Genomic DNA, 17,599 nt, shown 5'->3' on the forward strand with positions numbered 1-17,599 from the left:
GTTTGACGGAGAGAATGCCATGCGCCGCGTAGTCGTAACCGGCCTTGGGCTCGTCACCCCGCTGGGTGCCGATGTCGAGACGGCCTGGAAGAACATCATCGCCGCCAAGTCCGGCGCGGCCACGATCACGCGCTTCGACGCGACCGACTTCCACAGCAATTACGCGTGCGAAGTGAAGTCCGTCGATCACGAATATGGCTTCGATCCCAACAAGCGCGTCGATCACAAGGTCCAGCGCCAGGTCGATCCGTTCATCGTCTACGGCATCGATGCCGCTGGCCAGGCGATCGAGGATGCTGGCCTGCTCGACATGGACGAGGAAACCCGTTTCCGCGCCGGCTGCTCGATCGGCTCGGGCATCGGCGGCCTGCCGGGCATCGAGAGCGAATCGCTGGTGCTCGCCGAAAAGGGGCCGAAGCGGGTCTCGCCGCACTTCGTCCATGGCCGACTGATCAACCTGATCTCGGGCCAGGTCTCGATCAAATACGGCCTGATGGGTCCGAACCACGCGGTGGTGACGGCCTGCTCGACCGGCGCGCATTCGATCGGCGACGCCGCGCGGATGATCGCGATGGACGATGCGGACATCATGCTCGCGGGTGGGGCCGAGGGCGCGATCTGCCCGATCGGCATCGCCGGCTTCGGCCAGGCGCGCGCGCTTTCGACTGGTTTCCGCGACGATCCCACGAAGGGCAGCCGCCCCTGGGACCAGGACCGCGACGGCTTCGTGATGGGCGAAGGTGCGGGCGTGCTGGTGCTCGAGGAATATGAGCACGCGAAGAAGCGCGGCGCCAAGATCTACGCCGAAGTCATCGGCTATGGCCTGTCCGGCGACGCATATCACGTCACTGCGCCGCATCCCGAAGGCTCGGGCGCGTTCCGTTCGATGCAGATGGCGATGAAGAAGTCGGGCCTCGACCTGAGCGACATCGACTACATCAACGCCCACGGCACTTCGACGCCGCTCGGCGACGAGCTCGAGCTGGGCGCGGTCCGCCGCCTGTTCGGCAACAACATCGGGGCGTTGTCGATGAGCTCGACCAAGTCGGCGATCGGCCATTTGCTCGGCGGGGCAGGGGCGGTGGAGTCGATCTTCTGCATCCTCGCGATGCGCGATCAGATCGCCCCGCCGACGCTCAACCTCGACAATCCGAGCGAGAATTGCGCGGGCGTCGACCTCGTCCCGCACAAGGCCAAGGAACGCAAGATCAAGGCCGTGCTCAACAACAGCTTCGGCTTCGGCGGCACCAATGCCAGCCTGGTCATGAAAGCTGTCTCGAGACGGTGCCTCCGCGTCGTCTGCGACGGGCCGGCGGCTGTGCGATCCTCGTTGTCCTGCTCCTCGTGGCGGCGATGGGGCTCGGCGTGCTTCAGCTGTGGGCGGGCAGCGGCCCTTCTCCGGCAAATATGTCCGTGCTGATCCCGCAGGGCGCGACGCTCAGCCAGGCGGCGACCGAGCTGGAGAAAGCGGGAGCGATCCGATCGGCGCGGCAGTTCGTGCTGCTTGCGCGGGTCTTCGGTGGCGGCAGGCAGATCAAGGCAGGCGAATACCGCCTGCTCGCGGGCGAGAGCCAGTCGGACATCCTGAAGGATCTGCAGGGCGGCAAGACGCTCCAGCGCAAGATCACCGTCGCCGAAGGCGTGCCCTCGATCCTCGTTCACGAAGCGCTGATGAAGGCCGACGGGCTCAGCGGCCAGGTCGCTGTGCCGGCCGAGGGAAGCGTGTTGCCCGACACCTATGCCTATAATCGCGGCGAGACCCGTGCGGCGGTGCTGGCGAGGATGCAGAAGGCGATGACCGACTATCTCGCTCAGGCATGGGCGCGCCGCAAACCGGGCATTGCGGTCTCGACTCCGGCACAGGCGCTCACGCTCGCGTCGATCGTCGAGAAGGAGACCGGCAAGCCCGAGGAGCGGCGGATGGTCGCGGCGGTCTATTCGAACCGGCTCAAGCAGAACATGATGCTCCAAGCCGATCCGACGATCATCTATCCGATCACCAGGGGCAAGCCGCTCGGCCGGCGCATCCTCCAGTCGGAACTGCGCGCGGTGAACCAATACAACACCTATGCGATGACCGGCCTACCGGTCGGCCCGATCGCCAATCCGGGGCGCGAGTCGATCGATGCGGTGCTCGACCCGGCGCAGTCGACGGCGCTCTATTTCGTCGCCAAGGGTGACGGCGGCCACGTGTTCGCCGACACGCTCGAGCAGCACAACGCCAACGTCCAGAAATGGTATGCCCTGCGGAGAGCGCGCGGCGAGATGTAAGCATTCGTCACCCCGGCGCAGGCCGGGGCCCAGAGTTTCTCTGCTGTTTCGCTCGTGGTTCTGGATCCCGGCTTTCGCCGGGATGACGATTATGCCTTCAGCGCCGCCGCTTCGCGCGCCAGCGTCTCGACCTGATCGAGGCTCGCGCCCTTGGGGGTGACCCAGCTGCCACCGACGCAGAGCACCGGATCGAATGCCAGCCATTCCGGCGCGGTCGCAAGGCTCACGCCGCCGGTGGGGCAGAATTTAGCCTGATAGAAAGGCGCCGCCAGCGCCTTGAGCGCCTTCAGTCCGCCCGAAGTCTCGGCCGGGAAAACTTGAAATGCGTCAGCCCGAGATCGAGGCCGCGCATGATGTCGCCTGCATTGGCCACACCGGGAAGATAGGGCACGCCGCTCGCGACGATCGGCTCGCCAAGCCGCTCCGTCAGCCCCGGCGAGACGATGAACTCGACGTCCGCGTCCATCACCTGCTTGAACTGCTCGGTGTTCACCACGGTGCCGGCGCCGACGATCGCGCCTTCGACCTTCTTCATCTCCGCGATCGCCTCGATCGCCGCGCCGGTGCGCAGCGTCACTTCGAGCACGCGCAGCCCGCCTTTGACCAGCGCTTCAGCGAGCGGGCGGGCATGCGCCACATCGTCGATCACCAGCACCGGGATCACTGGAGCCGTGCGCATGATGTCCTGGATCGTCGTCGTCAAAGTGCGTGCTCCTGGGCGAAGGCCGCCGCGGCGCCATAAAGGCCCGGCTGCGGATGCGTGATCAGCTTGACGGGGATCGACGCCATCAGGTTCCGGAACCGGCCCTTGGCAACGAAGCGCTCGCCGAAGCCCGATTGCAGCAAATGGTCCTTGAGACGCAAGCCCAGACCGCCCGCGATCACAACGCCCGTTGGTCCGTGAGTCAGCGCGAGGTCGCCCGCCACCGCGCCGAGGCTTAGGCAGAAGCGGTCGAGCGCGGCGACGGCGAGGCTGTCCTCGCCTTCGAAAGCGAGTTCCCAGATCTTCTTGTCGTTATGCCGCGGGACCGGCCGCTTCTCGAGCTCGGCCAACGTCTCGTAGATCGCGACGATTGCGGGGCCGGCGACGATCCGCTCGGTCGAGACGCGGTTATATTCGCGCCGCAGCCGCTTGACGAAGGCGTCCTCGATCGGATCGAGCGGGGCGAAATCGACATGCCCGCCCTCGGTCGCAATGATGTCATAGCCGCCCTTGTGGCGGAAAACCTGCGCGACGCCCAGCCCGGTGCCGGGCCCGCATACCGTGATCGATCCGCGCTCGGGCAGCGGCATTTCGGGCCCGCATAAATGCAGGAAGTCCGTATCGCCGAGCTGCGCGACGGCATGGCCGATCGCCGCGAAATCGTTGACCATCGTCCAGGTCTCGGCGCCCAGCCGCTCGGGGATCAGGGCAGGACGGATGATCCACGGATTGTTGGTGAGCTTGATCACCTCGCCGCCGACCGGCGAGGCGACTGCGATCGCCGCCGCCTTGGGCAAGGGGCGCCCAAGCGTCTCGCCGAACGCCTGCCAGGCGAGCTGCAGGCTCGGATGCTCGGCGACCTTCTGGGTTACCGGCTCGCTGATCGAGACGACGCGACCCTCGGCTACTTCGGCAACCGCGAAGCGGGCGTGAGTCCCTCCGATATCGACCGTGACGACTTCCATGCCTTCTCCCTGAACCTCTCATGCCCGCCGCCTGTCAACGTTGGCATACGGTGCGCCGCCCTTCTCTGCGCTGGGCCGCAAGTTGTAAAGCGGGTGTCTAGAGTCCGGCCTCCGCCAGCATCGCGGATCCGCCCATTTCGGCCTCGCTGGCATAATGGCGCATCATCGCGAACAGCTCGCGACCCGTGCCTTCGGCAGGCGGCGGCGCCACGCATTGCTCGCGTGCCGCCCATTCGGCCGGATCGACCAAAGCCTCGAGCAGACCTTCTTCCGCGCAGACACGCACCACGTCGCCGTCGCGCAGCTTGCCGATCGGTCCGCCGCCCAGTGCCTCGGGCGACAAATGGATCGCGCACGGCACCTTTCCGCTCGCCCCGGACATCCGCCCGTCGGTGACCAGCGCCACCCGAAAGCCGCGATTCTGGAGCACGCCCAATGGCGGGGTGAGCTTGTGGAGTTCGGGCATACCGTTGGCGCGGGGACCCTGGAAGCGGACCACGACCACCACGTCGCGCTCGAGCTCGCCGGCCTTGAACGCGGTCTGGACCTCGCTCTGATCGGAGAAGACGCGGCACGGCGCCTCGATCGTCCAGCGATCAAGCTCGACTGCCGAAACCTTGATGCAGGCACGGCCCAGATTGCCTTTGAGGATGCGGAAGCCGCCTTCGGGCGAGAAAGGCGCGTCGATCGTGCGGACGATGGTCTCGTCGCCGCTCTTCTCGGGGTGATCGTGCCAGACGAGGGCATCGTCCTCGACGGCCGGCTTGCGCCCGTATGCAGACATGCCGTCCTTCGCGACGGTCAGCGTGTCGCCGTGCATGAGCCCGCCCTTGAGCAACTCGCGGATCACGAATGACGGCCCGCCGGCATCCTCGAAGCCGTTCACGTCGGCCGATCCGTTGGGATAGACCCGCGTCAGCAGCGGCACGGCGCGCGAGAGCCGGTCGAAATCGTCCCAGTCGATCAGGATACCGGCCGCGCGGGCGAACGCCGGGACATGGATCAGGTGATTGGTCGATCCGCCCGTCGCGAGCAGCACGATCGCGGCATTCACGATCGCCTTCTCGTCGACGATATGGCCGATCGGCCGATAGTCGTTTCCGTTCCAGCCGATCTCGACCAGCCGCTGCACCGCGGCCCGCGTCAGTTCCTGCCGCAGCTTGGTGCCCGGATTGGCGAAGGCGGCGCCGGGCACGTGGAGGCCCATCGCCTCCATCATCATCTGGTTCGAATTGGCAGTGCCGTAAAAGGTGCAGGTACCCTTGGAGTGATAGGCTGCGATCTCCGCTTCCAGCAGCTCCTCGCGGCCGACCTTGCCCTCGGCATAGGCCTCGCGGACCGCGGCCTTGGCCTTGTTGGCCAGGCCTGAGCGCATCGGCCCGCCAGGGATCATCACCATCGGCAGATGCCCGAAGCGCAGCGCTCCGATCAGCAGGCCGGGAACGATCTTGTCGCAGATGCCGAGCAGGGCCGCACCTTCGAACACGCGATGGCTCAGCGCGATCCCGGTGGAGAGCGCGATCGTATCGCGGCTGAACAGTGAGAGCTCCATGCCGGCATAGCCCTGCGTCACGCCGTCGCACATCGCGGGCACGCCGCCGGCGACCTGCGCGGTAGCACCGGCTTCGAGCGCCCAGATCTTCATCTGCTCGGGGTAGCGATAATAGACTGCATGCGCCGAAAGCATGTCGTTGTACGACGTGACGATGCCGATGTTCATCCGGTTCGCCGGCGTCATCAGATCGCGCTGCTCGTCGGTTCCCGCATAGGCATGCGCGAGGTTGGCGCAGCCGAGCTTCGGCCGGTCCGCGCCGCTCTCCCGCTCGCGGCGGATCAGGTCGAGATAGGCGGCGCGGCGCTCCTTTGAGCGCACGATCACGCGATCGGTGACTGCGGCGATTTCTGAATGGAGACTCATCTCACAACTCCGTTCGCCCTGAGCTTGTCGAAGGGCTGTCTTTCTTCATTTCCCGATCGCGCCAGGAAGAGCGGTGCTTCGACAAGCTCAGCACGAACGGGTTGGGCGGTTTCATGCCGCCCAGTGGATATCCACCGGCAGTTCGACATCAGCGAGAACGCGTCCGACCGGATAGTTGGACGACGCCCCCTGCTCGATAGCCTGCTCCAGCACATCGCGTTTCGCCTGGCCGGTAACCGCAATCATCAGCGCGCGCGCCGAGACGATCGCGGCCTTGCTCAGCGTAACGCGGGCGACCGGTGCCTCGGGCGGCAGCGGATCGGGCATGACCCCGGTCGCGCGGCGCTCCTTGGGGCCGTTCAGCGCTTCGTCGAAATCGGGGCCCGGGAAGATCGACGCGCAATGACCGTCGCCGCCGACGCCGAGCAAGCAGAGGTCGAGCGGCCAGTGCAGGTCCTGCAGGATCGCATCCGCGGCGCGGCCGGCTGCCTTGTAGTCGGCGACGGTCGCGCTGATCAGCGGGATCACGCGCGCACCCCTGGGGATGAAGACCTTGCCGATTGCAGTGACGTTGGAGAGCGGATCGCCCAGCGGTACGAGGCGATCGTCGCCGGGGACGATCGTCACGCGCTTCCAGTCGAGCTTGGCAGCGGCGAGTTTCTCGTAGATCGGCAGCGGCGTCTTGCCGCCCGCGAGCGCGACGACGGCGGCGCCGCGCGCATCGATCGCGCTTTCGATGATGAACTGCACGTCGCCCGCGACGGCCGCGGCCATCTCGTCTGCGTCGTCATAGTCCCACCATTCGATTTCGGTCGTCATGTATGCTCCTGCGTGTTCGGTGGGTTCGTCATAATATGGGGTGGCAAGGCTATTCGTTCCACGTCACCCCGTCGCGCTCGGTGAGTGCGATCGCGGCCGACGGGCCCCAGCTGCCCGAGGCATAGGGCCTTGGCTTGATGTCGTTGGCTTCCCAGCCGGCGCGAATGCCGTCGATCCATTCCCATTGCGCCTCGACCTCGTCACGGCGGACGAACAAGGTCGGGTCGCCTTCGATCAGATCGAGCAACAGCCGCTCATAAGCGATGCGGCGAGGCGTGCTGGCGAATTCGGTGTCGAGGCTGAGGTTGAGCGGCACTTCGCGCAGCCGCACGCCCTCGCGGTCGAGCCCGGGCTGCTTGGCCATCACCAGCAGCCGGACATATTCCTCGGGCTGAAGTCGGATCACCAGTGTGTTGGGCTGCAGCATCCCGCCGCGATCGGCGAAGATCGAGTGCGGCACCGGCTTGAACTGGATGACGATCTCGCTGCGACGCTCGCCCAGCCGCTTGCCGGTGCGCAGGTAGAAAGGCACACCCTGCCAGCGCCAATTGTCGACATGTGCCTTGATCGCGACGAAGGTCTCGGTGGACGAGGGCTTTTCGAGATCGCTGGCATAATCGCGGACGATCTCGCCCTTCACTGCGCCGCCGCCATATTGGCCGGTGACGGTGAGCTGCGGCGTTTCCTGCGCGCTGATCTTGCGCAGCGAGCGGAATACCTTGACCTTCTCGTCGCGTATCGCAGTGCCGTCGAAGCGGGCAGGGGCTCCATCGCGATCAGCGCAACGAGCTGGAGCATATGGTTCTGCACCATGTCCCGCAGCGCGCCGGTCTCGTCATAGAAGCCCGCGCGGCCTTCGAGACCCACCGTCTCGGAGACGGTGATCTGGACGTGATCGATTCCCTGCGCATTCCACACCGGCTCGAACAGCGAATTGCCGAAGCGGAGCGCGAGGATGTTCTGCACCGTCTCCTTGCCGAGATAGTGATCGATGCGGAAGGTGCGGTCTTCGGGGAAGGCGCCCGCGACGAGGTCGTTGATCTCGCGGCTGGAGGCCAGATCCTTGCCCAAGGGCTTCTCGAGGCTGATGCGGACATTGTCGCTCGCGAGGCCGGCGCTCTTGAGCCCTTCGATCGTCGGGCCGAACAGCCACGGCGCCGTCGACAGGAAAATCGCCAGTCCGCCGGAGATGTCGCCGACCTTCTCGGCCAGCGCCGCGAAGCCGTTGATGTCGGAGGCGTCGAGCGGCTGATAGGAAAGCCGTTCGAGAAAGCTCCCGACAGCGCTGTCATCCTTGCGGTCGGCGGGAAGGAACTCGTCGAGCGCGTGGCGGGCGAACTCGCGATATGATTGGTCGTCCTTTTCGGAGCGCGCAGTACCGGTGATGGTCAGCCCGGCCGGCAGCAATCCGTCGGCGTGCAGCGCATAGAGCGACGGCAGCAGCATCCGCTGGGCGAGATCGCCGGTGGCTCCGAACAGCAGCAATTTGCCCACGGGTTGGTGCATCATTGGCCTCTCGTCGACTGTTTCGACCGCGAGACACCAACGGGCGTCAAAGATCAAGCCGGTTAGCCGGAATAGCGATGCCTCAGCCCGTGACCCTCCATCGCCATTCCGGCTTTTGCCGGAATGGCGATGGAGGGTTAGAGAACCAGCCCCGCGGTCGGGTCGAGCCCCGCCATGATGTTGAGGTTCTGCACCGCGGCGCCCGCCGCGCCCTTGCCGAGATTGTCGAGCGTCGCCACCAGCCGCGCCTGGCCGCGCTCGGCATTGCCGAACACCCGCACGCTGAGCCGATCCGTCCCCGCATCCTCTTCGACCGATACCGTCGAGACGTCGCCGGGCAGCACGCGGATCAGCGGGCTGTCCTTATAGGCATCGCGCAGCGCGTTCTCGATCGCTTCCAGCGACGGACGCCGCGTGAAGGTGTGGAGAGGCAGAGGCGCTTCGACGACCATGCCGCGATAGGTGCGCACCACTGCGGGCTGGAAGATCGGCGGGTGCTCGATCCGCGCGTGCTTCTGCATCTCGGGCACATGCTTGTGCTCGAGGCTCAGGCCATAGCCGCGGAAGGCGGTGGCGGTGAAATTGTCGGAATTCTGGTCCTCGAACTCCGCGATCATCGACTTGCCGCCGCCCGAATAGCCCGAGACGGCGTTGACCGAGAAGACATGGTCGAGCGGCACCAGCCCGGCACGCACCAACGGACGGACCAGCGCAAGGAAGCCGGTGGGATAGCAGCCGGGATTGCTCACCCAGCGCGCCTCGGCGATCGCGGTCATCTGGCCGGGCTCGAGCTCGGCGAAGCCATAGACCCAGTCAGGGGCCACGCGGTGCGCCGTCGAGGCGTCGATCACGCGCACCTTGTCAGCGCGAGATCATCGCCACCGCCTCGCGCGCCGCATCGTCGGGCAGGCAGAGGATGACGAAATCGGCCGAATTGAGCGCATCCTCGCGCTTCGCCGGGTCCTTGCGGTCGGCCTCGTTCAGGATCAGCTGCTCGATTCCCGCGCGGCCATCCAGCCGCTCGCGAATCTCGAGCCCGGTCGTGCCGACGGCACCATCGATGAATACGCGGATCGTCATTGCGGGTCGGCCAGCGCGGAAGCGGGAATGTAGCCGACGAGACCGGCACCGGGCGCCACGCCCCAGGCATGGCTTCCCGCCAGCTCGAGCACTTCGAACACGTCGCCTGCGGCGAGGTTCGCCAGCACTTCGGAATCGGCTGCGGCGCTAAGGCGAAGATCGACGGGAACGGAAAGCGTGCGCGGCATCGGTGCGGCATAATGCGGAGCGAACACCCGATCCGCCAGCCGGACGTCGGCAAGATCGCGACGCACGGCGTCGACACGCGAATCGATGGTCGCAGAGCGGCCCTTCAGCGAGAAGCGCTTATGCGTTGGCCCTGCGGGCGGCTGGCTGGCCGATGTTGTCGCCGGCGAGGAAGTGCCCGAACTCTGCAAGAAAATCTGCCCCTTCAGCGGTACGCGCAACGAAGATGTTGCGTTTGTCTGTATCGTCTCGTTGGCGGCGCAGATAGCCGAGCGTCCCCAGGCGATTCAAGGCGCGGGTAACTACGGGCTTCGATACGTTGAGGGCCCGCGCCAATCCGCGGACCGTATGCGGCCCCGGATCGAGATACACAAGCATCAGGAGAGCCATCTGGCGATTGGTGAGGTCGGGCTCGCCCGATCGCACATAGTCGATCAGCGTGTTCTTCCACGACGATAGCGATTGGTCCGGCATCGCGTTCACGGCATCTTCTCATGGTTACGTCCCCGGTTCTGCTCGGGGACACTCACACAAACGCAGCTTGGGCACAGTGGTTTCAGTGCGTTGGCGAAATGTTATCGCTTTGGCCCGGATGCTCGTCGTCACGCCCCGTAATCACCCGCGGATAGACGCAGGTTGATCCCCGGCGGCCGCTCCCCTATGTCGCCGCTTTCGCAACAGGTCCGGTCTCAATGTTCACCTTTCTGCTCGTCGTCCACGCCATCATCGCGGCACTGCTCGTGACCGTGATCCTCATGCAGCGCTCGGAAGGCGGCGGCTTGACTTCGGGCGGCAGCCCCTCCGGACTGATGTCGGCGCGCGGCGCCGCGGACTTCCTGACCCGCGCGACTGCGATTCTCGCGACCCTGTTCATCGTGATGAGCATCGTGCTGGCGTTCATCGCCGCATCGCGGCACTCGACGACGATCGACACGTCGCTCCAGCGCGCGCCTGTCGCACCGGTCACCGCGCCGACCAGCGCGCCGGTGCCCTTCGCGGTCGGCAACAGCACCGCGCCGGCGAACGCAACTGCGCCGGCCAACGGCTCGGTTCCGCTCGCGCAATAACCCGCCGCTCTCCTCCTACGGAGAGCACAAATGAAAAAATAAGTGAGTCGCGCGCTTGTCGGCGCGCGGCCAATGACGTTAGGCGTTTACTCCCATGGCGCGGTATATTTTCATCACCGGCGGCGTGGTCTCCTCGCTTGGCAAGGGTTTGATGGCGGCGAGCCTCGCGGCTTTGCTCCAGGCCCGTGGCTATCGGGTCCGCATCCGCAAGTTCGATCCCTATCTCAACGTCGATCCCGGCACGATGTCGCCGCACCAGCATGGTGAGGTCTACGTCACCGACGACGGCGCCGAGACCGATCTCGATCTGGGCCATTACGAACGCTTCACCGGCGTAGCCTCGCGCCAGTCGGACAACGTCACCTCGGGGCGCATCTACAAGACGATCATCGAGCGCGAACGCCGCGGCGATTATCTCGGCGCCACCGTGCAGGTGATCCCGCACGTCACCGACGCGATCAAGGCATTCGCGCAGGACGAGACCGAGGATCTGGATTTCGTGCTCTGCGAGATCGGCGGCACCGTCGGCGACATCGAATCGCTGCCCTTCATCGAGGCGATCCGCCAGCTCCGCAACGATCTCGGCCGCGGCCAGACCGTCAGCATCCACGTCACGCTTGTGCCGTATATCTCGGCCGCCGGAGAGCTGAAGACCAAGCCGACCCAGCACAGCGTGCGCGAATTGGCGGCCCTCGGCGTCCAGCCCGACGTCCTGGTCTGCCGCTCGGAGCGCGAACTGCCGGCCGGCGAGCGCGCCAAGATCGCTCAGTTCTGCAACGTGCCCACATCGGCAGTGATTCCGGCGCTCGATGCGAAGAGCATCTACGCGGTGCCGACGCAATATCACCGCGAGGGTCTCGACGTCGAAGTGCTGCGCGCATTCGGGATCGATCCGGGCGAGGCGCCGAACCTCGAGCGGTGGGAGCGTATCGTCAGCCGTCTCCAGAATCCCGAGGGCGAGGTCACGATCGGCGTGGTCGGCAAATATATGGGCGTTCCCGACGCCTATAAGTCGCTCCACGAGGCGCTGGTCCATGGCGGCATCGCCAACCAGGTCAAGGTCAACATCCGCTGGCTCGACGCCGAACTGTTCGAGAAGGACGAGGATGAGATCGCGTCGAAGCTCGAGCCGATGCATGGCATCCTCGTTCCCGGTGGGTTCGGGGAGCGCGGCAGCGAAGGCAAGATCGCCGGCGTGCGCTTCGCCCGTGAGCGCGGCGTGCCGTTCTTCGGCATCTGCCTCGGCATGCAGATGGCCTGCGTCGATGCCGCGCGCGATCAGGGGCTGGCCAACGCCTCCACCACCGAATTCGGCCCGACCGAAGAGCCGGTGGTCGGCATGATCACCGAATGGATGACCGCCGAGGGCATCCAGAAGCGCGAGGAAGGCGGCGATCTCGGCGGCACGATGCGGCTGGGCGCCTATCCGGCGAAGCTTGGCGGCAACAGCGTCGTCGCCTCGATCTACGGTGCGGAAGAGATCAGCGAGCGCCACCGGCATCGCTACGAGGTCAACACCCACTACAAGCCGCTGCTCGAAAAGGGCGGGCTCGTCTTTTCGGGCATGTCGCCCGACGGCACGCTGCCCGAAATCGTCGAGCGGCCGGATCATCCGTGGTTCGTCGGCGTCCAGTTCCACCCGGAATTGAAGTCCAAGCCGTTCGATCCGCACCCGCTGTTCGCGAGCTTCATCGAAGCGGCGGTCAAGCAGAGCCGGCTCGTCTGATTCCTCGTCACCCTGGCGAAAGCCGGGGCCCAGAGCCAAACAGGACATCGCTTTCGGCTCTGGATCCTGGCTTTCGCCAGGGTGACGGTGAAAGGAATCAAATGCTGAACGCCGACACCACCTGGCCGCTCTGGGACGACGCACCCATCGAAGGTGCATTCACGCTCGCCGATCCGGCAGCGGCGCCCGAAGCTGCCGTGGTCACCGCCGTCGATCGTCCCGTCCTGCTCGGCTACGCACCCGCACGCCCCAACGGCCGCGCGATGCTGATCCTCGGCGGAGGCGGCTATACCCAGCTCATGGCCGGGCGCGAGGGTGTCGCGGTGGCGCAGTGGCTCTCCGGCCTGGGCTATCACGCCTTCGTCCTGATTCACCGCTTTCCCAATGCCGGGCACGGCATCGCCGTACCGTTGGACGATGCGATGGAAGCGATGCGATCGATTCGCGCCAGCGGGCACGCCGATAGCGGACTCGGTGTCGTAGGACTGTCCTCGGGCGGGCACCTCGCCGCGTGCCTTGCGGCCGACTATCCGGCGGAGTGGACGGCACCCGCCACACGCCATGCCGGGCTAGCGACGCGGCCGGACGTGCTGGTGGTCGGCTATGCGCCGATCTCGACCAACGCCAGGGGCCGAACGATCGTCGCGGACAAGCCGCCGCTGCCGCCGGCCGAGAAGCAGGCGATGTACGATCGCCCCCAGCCCGATGCGCAACTGATCGCGAACCCGCCGCCCGCTTTCATCGTCTATGCGGCAAATGATGCAATAGTCCCGGTCGAGAACGCCCGACGGCTGCATGCGGCGCTCACTGCGGCGGGCGGCGCGGCCGAACTGCATGTCTTCGCAGACGCGCCGCACGGTTTTGCGCTGGATGCGCCGGACATGCCGGTGTCGATCTGGCCGCGCCTCTGCGAGGCGTGGCTGCGGCAGGTTGGCTTCCTCCCGGCCTGAAGGGTCTTCACCCGCAGGCGCGCTTCGATTAGCGACACGCGCCATGCGTATCCTTGTCGCCTTCCTCGCTTTTCTCGTCTTCGTCCCTGCCAGCGCCGCGCAGCAGCGTCCGGTTCCCGGAATGATCCGTGTGAAGATCGAGACATCCGAAGGCGCGATCGTGCTCGCGCTCGATGCGAAGCGGGCGCCGAAGACGACGGCGAACTTTCTGGCCTATGTCGATGACGGCCGCCTCGACGGTACCGGTTTCTACCGGGCGTCGCGGCGCACCGGAAATCCGAAGTTCGGTTTCGTCCAGGGCGGCATTGCCAGCGATGCCCGGCGCGTGCTCCCGTCGCCGCCGCTCGAGCCGACCAACGTCACCGGCATTCGCCATACCGACGGCGCGATCTCGATGGCGCACGGCGTGAACATCGACGGGGCCACCGGCAATTTCTCGATCATGGTGGGCGACAATCCTTCGCTCGACGCGCGCGGTACCGGTCGCGGCGGCTATGCGGCGTTCGGTCATGTCGTGGGAGGGATGGATGTCGTCCGGAAGATTCTGGCCAAGCCCACGGGCGGGGGCAGGGGACCGATGCGCGGCCAGATGATCCAGTCCGGACCGGTCAAGATCCTCCGCGCGGTTCGCCTCGATGGCGCACCCCAGCCTACTGGCCGGGTCAAGCCGTGGCAGATCAGCCCGACTCCGTGGATCCAACCCAACTGAAGACAAGCGGACCGCTCTTCCGTTCGCCCTGAGCCTGTCGAAGGGCGCCACGCCTCAAGCGAGGTGCCTGCGGCCGTGCTTCGACAAGCTCAGCACGAACGGTTGGTTCTCCTGAACCTCACGCGCAAAACAAAAGGCGCCCGGGCAATGCCCGAGCGCCCCTGCTGCGGCGCCCAAAGGGAGAAAAGCGCCGCGAGCCGTGGTGGTTCTTACGCCGCGTCGCGATGCGGAATCGCGGCCGCCGGCTGGCTGCCGGCGTTCACGGCGATCTTCTTCGGCTTCATCGCCTCGGGAACCTCGCGGACCAGCTCGATGACGAGCAGGCCGTCGGCCAGGTTCGCGCTGTCGACGCGGACGAAGTCGGCGAGTTCGAAGCGGCGCTCGAAGCTGCGGTTGGCGATGCCGAGATGCAGGAACGCGCCCTGGTTGTTCTCGTTCTCGTTCGCCTTCTTGCCCTGGACCAGCAGCAGGTTTTGCTGCGCAGTCACATCGATCTCGTCGGGCTTGAAGCCGGCGACGGCGAGCGTGATGCGATAGCGGTCCTCGGCAAGGCGCTCGAGGTTGAAGGGTGGGTAGTTCTCGCTGCTGGCCTGACGCGCACTGGCCTCGAGCAAGTCGAACAGCCTGTCGAACCCGACGGTCGAGCGACGGAATGGAGTAAAGTCGAACTGACGCATTTCAAATTCTCCTGTGAGCAAGTTGAACGTCTACTTGCGCAGCGCCCGGAAATCCGCAGCGCTGCTTGCCTGGCCCATATGGCACCGTGGCAAAGCGAATGTGGTTCTGTTGCCGGCTTATTCAAGATGCGCTGAAGCGAAGGCTCCTCGCGGCGGAGAAACGGAGCTTCGGCTTCCCAAAGATTCGCTTGCTGGCTAATGCCTATCAATCTGGTGGAGATTGGCTGCGACAAAATTAGGGGATGTTGATGCGCCGTTCTTCGCTCTCACTGCTGCTGCTTCTCGGGGCCTCGCCCTTCGCCGCCGGCACTGCCCTCGCGCAGGAGGTGCCGACCGTCACTGCCCCCGACACGAACGTACCCAGCATTCCCGGCGAACAGGACCGCACCCCGAAGATGTCCAGCGCAGCTCGGCGGCCTCGGACATCGTGGTCACCGCGCGCCGCCGCCAGGAGCAGGTTCAGGACGTGCCGATCCCGATCTCGGTCGTCGGCGTGAAGGAGCTGGACAGCACCGGCAGCTTCAACGTCCAGCGCCTCCAGCAGCTGCAGCCCGCGCTGCAATTCTATTCGTCGAACCCGCGCAATTCCTCGATCAACATTCGCGGCCTCGGCGCGCCGCTCGGCCTCACCAATGACGGCATCGATCAGGGCGTCGGCGTCTATATCGACCAGGTCTATTTCAGCCGCGTCGCGGTCGCCACGCTCGACTTCCTCGACGTCCAGCAGGTCGAGACGCTGCGCGGGCCGCAGGGCACGCTCTACGGCAAGAACACCGTCGCCGGCGCGATCAGCATCACCAGCAAGGCGCCGAGCTTCGATTTCGAGGGGCGCACCGAAGTGACTCTCGGCAATCTCGCCTTCAAGCAGGCCAAGGCTTCGGTCTCGGGCCCGCTCGGAGACACCGTCGCGGTGCGGCTCGGTCTCTCGACCACCAGCCGCAAGGGTACGATCTTCAACGTCGCCAGCGGCAATTACGTCAACGAACAGGACAATATCGGCCTGCGCGGCGCTTTGCTCTGGCATGCGAGCGACAGCCTCAGCCTGACGCTGTCGGGCGACTATAACCGTCAGGATCCCGAATGCTGCGCGCAGATCTATGTGCGCTACGGGCCGACCCAGCGCGCGGCGAACCGGCAATATCCGGCGCTGACCGCGGCGCTCAATTATGCCGTGCCGAGCACCAATCCGTTCGACCGGCTGACCGATGTCGATGCCGATCTCAACGCGCTCAACGTGCTTGGCGGCGTCTCGCTGCGCGGCGAGCTCACGCTCGGCTCGGGCACGCTCACTTCGGTCACGGCGTGGCGCTTCTGGGACTGGGGCCCGGCGAACGATCGCGATTTCACCGGCCTGCCGATCACCACGCGCTCGCAGAATCCGACGCGGCAGGACCAGTTCACCCAGGAATTCCGCTACGCCGGCGAAGGCAATGGCTTCGACTATGTCGTCGGCGTCTTCGGCTTCTATCAGAAGATCCACACCACCGGCATCCAGGAGCAGGGCTCGGCGGCAAGCCGCTGGCTGCTGGCTCCCAGCAACCCGCTCTCGAACGATCCCACCGTGCTCAACGGGCTGACCGCCAGCAACGACATCCTGCTCAAGAATTTCAGCGGCGCGATCTTCGGCAAGTTCAACTGGGACGTGACCGACTCGATCACCCTCTCACCCGGCCTCCGCGTCAATTATGACGACAAGGTCGGCAGCTATGTCAGCATCGTCCGCGATGCGCAGGGCAATCTGGTGCCCTATAGCGGCGGCACCGCGCGCCAGGCCGCCCAGCGCGAGGCGATCCAGCCGCAGGCGTTCACGGACGAAGCCTATCGTGCCTGGAACCTCACCTACGATCTGACCGCGTCGTACAAGCCGTCGCGCGATATACTGCTCTACGCGACCTATGCGCACACCTTCAAATCGGGCGGCCTGAACCTCAACGGAGTGCCCGTGGTCAACGGCGTGGTCCAGACCGATCTCGCCCAGATCGATCCCGAGAAGGTCGATCACTTCGAATTGGGCGTGAAGTCGCAGTTCTGGGACCGCAAGGCGACGCTCAACGTCTCGGGCTATTGGACGATCATCAAGGATTATCAGGCGATCGTGAACAACAGCTCGACCTCGACGCTGCGCGGCTATCTGGCGAATGCCGGCGAGGTCCGCGTCCGCGGCGTGGAAGCCGATTTCTCGATCCGCCCGACCGAGCGCTTCAACGCCTATGTCAACGGCGCCTATACCGACCACGAATATGTCGAGTTCAAGAACGCGCCGTGCCCGCCCGAGCTTTCGGGCGGCACCGCGGCGCCGGTCGGCAGCCCCGGCGGCACGCCCGGCGTGCCCGGCCAGCTCAGCCCCGTGGTGTGCGACATCTCCGGGCAATGGCTGCCCGGCATCTCCAACTGGGCCTTCTCTTATGGCGCCGAGTATAACGTTCCCGCCAAGCTGCTCGGGCTGGATGGCGAATTCTACCTCGCTGGCGACGCCAATTACCGCTCCAAATTCTCGTCCAACGCCTCGCGTTCGATCTACACCGATATCGAGGGATACACGCTGGCGAACTTCCGCCTCGGCTTCCGCACCGACGATTTCAACGTCTTCGGCTGGGTCCGCAACGCGTTCGACGAGGAATATTTCGAGCTGCTCGCGACGACCCCGGGCAATACCGGCCTGGTGGCCGGCAATCCGGGCGATCCGCGCACTTATGGTTTGACGATCAGCAAGGCCTTCTGATCGGATCACGCACTAGCGTCTCGCCATGGCCGGGGGACGTTAGGGGAGGGAGGCGGCGCCCGCACCGCCTCCCTCTTTCCCTTGGGAAAAGCGGGCGTCGGGAGCCCGGAAACGGCAAACGCCCGGACCGTTTCCGATCCGGGCGCCTGCGTGACGACTGCTCGTCAGCCCCCTTTGTAAGGCTCTGCCCGCACGCTCGTACTTGCCTACGAGCGGGGCTGAGCCCTCCCCGAACCACGGCCATTTGCTGCCTGCGTTTCGACGAGCGTTTGCTACGTCGCCGGGCGGCTTTTGTCACCG

The 17,599-nt window shown here is 65.7% G+C and carries 13 protein-coding genes and 3 pseudogenes; 7 read left to right on the forward strand and 9 right to left on the reverse strand.

Annotation, left to right across the window (positions count from 1 at the left end):
* Nucleotides 1-19: 19 nt before the first annotated feature.
* Nucleotides 20-1,420 carry a beta-ketoacyl-ACP synthase II gene (gene fabF, locus PIB19_RS02130; RefSeq protein WP_271239484.1) on the forward strand — a complete coding sequence of 467 codons (1,401 nt, stop codon included), beginning with the start codon at nt 20-22 and terminating at the stop codon, nt 1,418-1,420.
* Entirely contained in the window at nt 1,354-2,271 is a 918-nt protein-coding gene (gene mltG / locus PIB19_RS02135; protein ID WP_271239485.1) for an endolytic transglycosylase MltG, read from the forward strand. Before fabF ends, mltG begins: the two co-directional genes overlap by 67 nt.
* 89 nt (nt 2,272-2,360) lie before the next feature.
* Here mltG and eda read toward each other — a convergent pair.
* From eda to PIB19_RS02175, 8 genes and pseudogenes are all read right to left on the reverse strand, one after another.
* Nucleotides 2,361-2,950 (reverse strand): annotated as a pseudogene (gene eda / locus PIB19_RS02140) (bifunctional 4-hydroxy-2-oxoglutarate aldolase/2-dehydro-3-deoxy-phosphogluconate aldolase).
* Between the two features lie 20 nt (nt 2,951-2,970).
* Entirely contained in the window at nt 2,971-3,939 is a 969-nt protein-coding gene (glk, locus tag PIB19_RS02145; protein WP_271239486.1) for a glucokinase, read from the reverse strand.
* 97 nt (nt 3,940-4,036) lie between these two features.
* The gene (gene edd / locus PIB19_RS02150) at nt 4,037-5,857 is read right to left on the reverse strand and encodes a phosphogluconate dehydratase (RefSeq protein ID WP_271239487.1); all 1,821 of its coding nucleotides are present in this window, start codon (nt 5,855-5,857) and stop codon (nt 4,037-4,039) included.
* Between the two features lie 111 nt (nt 5,858-5,968).
* Nucleotides 5,969-6,676: a 6-phosphogluconolactonase gene (pgl, locus tag PIB19_RS02155; protein ID WP_271239488.1), complete on the reverse strand. Its 708-nt coding sequence runs from the start codon at nt 6,674-6,676 to the stop codon at nt 5,969-5,971.
* Between the two features lie 49 nt (nt 6,677-6,725).
* A pseudogene (gene zwf / locus PIB19_RS02160) lies at nt 6,726-8,185 on the reverse strand (glucose-6-phosphate dehydrogenase).
* A 134-nt stretch (nt 8,186-8,319) separates the two neighbouring features.
* Nucleotides 8,320-9,262 (reverse strand): annotated as a pseudogene (gene argC / locus PIB19_RS02165) (N-acetyl-gamma-glutamyl-phosphate reductase).
* Nucleotides 9,259-9,516 carry an SH3 domain-containing protein gene (locus tag PIB19_RS02170; RefSeq protein WP_271239489.1) on the reverse strand — a complete coding sequence of 86 codons (258 nt, stop codon included), beginning with the start codon at nt 9,514-9,516 and terminating at the stop codon, nt 9,259-9,261. The pseudogene argC and the gene PIB19_RS02170 overlap by 4 nt, the downstream one beginning before the upstream one ends.
* Nucleotides 9,517-9,568: 52 nt before the next feature.
* Nucleotides 9,569-9,922: a MarR family transcriptional regulator gene (locus PIB19_RS02175; RefSeq protein WP_029727285.1), complete on the reverse strand. Its 354-nt coding sequence runs from the start codon at nt 9,920-9,922 to the stop codon at nt 9,569-9,571.
* 218 nt (nt 9,923-10,140) lie between these two features.
* Here PIB19_RS02175 and secG point away from each other — a divergent pair, with 218 nt between their 5' ends.
* From secG to PIB19_RS02195, 4 genes are all read left to right on the forward strand, one after another.
* On the forward strand, nt 10,141-10,515 hold the full coding sequence (gene secG, locus PIB19_RS02180; RefSeq protein ID WP_056612601.1) for a preprotein translocase subunit SecG: 375 nt from the start codon (nt 10,141-10,143) through the stop codon (nt 10,513-10,515).
* Between the two features lie 94 nt (nt 10,516-10,609).
* Complete coding sequence (locus tag PIB19_RS02185; RefSeq protein WP_271239490.1) at nt 10,610-12,241, forward strand: CTP synthase; 1,632 nt, start codon at nt 10,610-10,612, stop codon at nt 12,239-12,241.
* Nucleotides 12,242-12,342: 101 nt separating this feature from the next.
* Complete coding sequence (locus PIB19_RS02190; RefSeq protein ID WP_271239491.1) at nt 12,343-13,191, forward strand: alpha/beta hydrolase; 849 nt, start codon at nt 12,343-12,345, stop codon at nt 13,189-13,191.
* 43 nt (nt 13,192-13,234) lie between these two features.
* Entirely contained in the window at nt 13,235-13,900 is a 666-nt protein-coding gene (locus tag PIB19_RS02195) for a peptidylprolyl isomerase (protein ID WP_443018678.1), read from the forward strand.
* A gap of 209 nt (nt 13,901-14,109) precedes the next feature.
* On the opposite strand, the gene PIB19_RS02200 is transcribed toward PIB19_RS02195, so the two are convergent.
* Nucleotides 14,110-14,577, reverse strand: coding sequence for an Hsp20 family protein (locus PIB19_RS02200; protein ID WP_271239492.1), 468 nt, complete (start codon nt 14,575-14,577; stop codon nt 14,110-14,112).
* Between the two features lie 427 nt (nt 14,578-15,004).
* On the opposite strand from PIB19_RS02200, the gene PIB19_RS02205 reads away from it, so the two are divergent.
* On the forward strand, nt 15,005-17,299 hold the full coding sequence (locus PIB19_RS02205; protein ID WP_271239493.1) for a TonB-dependent receptor: 2,295 nt from the start codon (nt 15,005-15,007) through the stop codon (nt 17,297-17,299).
* Nucleotides 17,300-17,599: the final 300 nt, after the last annotated feature.

This window comes from Sphingomonas sp. 7/4-4 (genome assembly GCF_027941955.1).
Taxonomy (GTDB): Bacteria; Pseudomonadota; Alphaproteobacteria; order Sphingomonadales; family Sphingomonadaceae; genus Sphingomonas.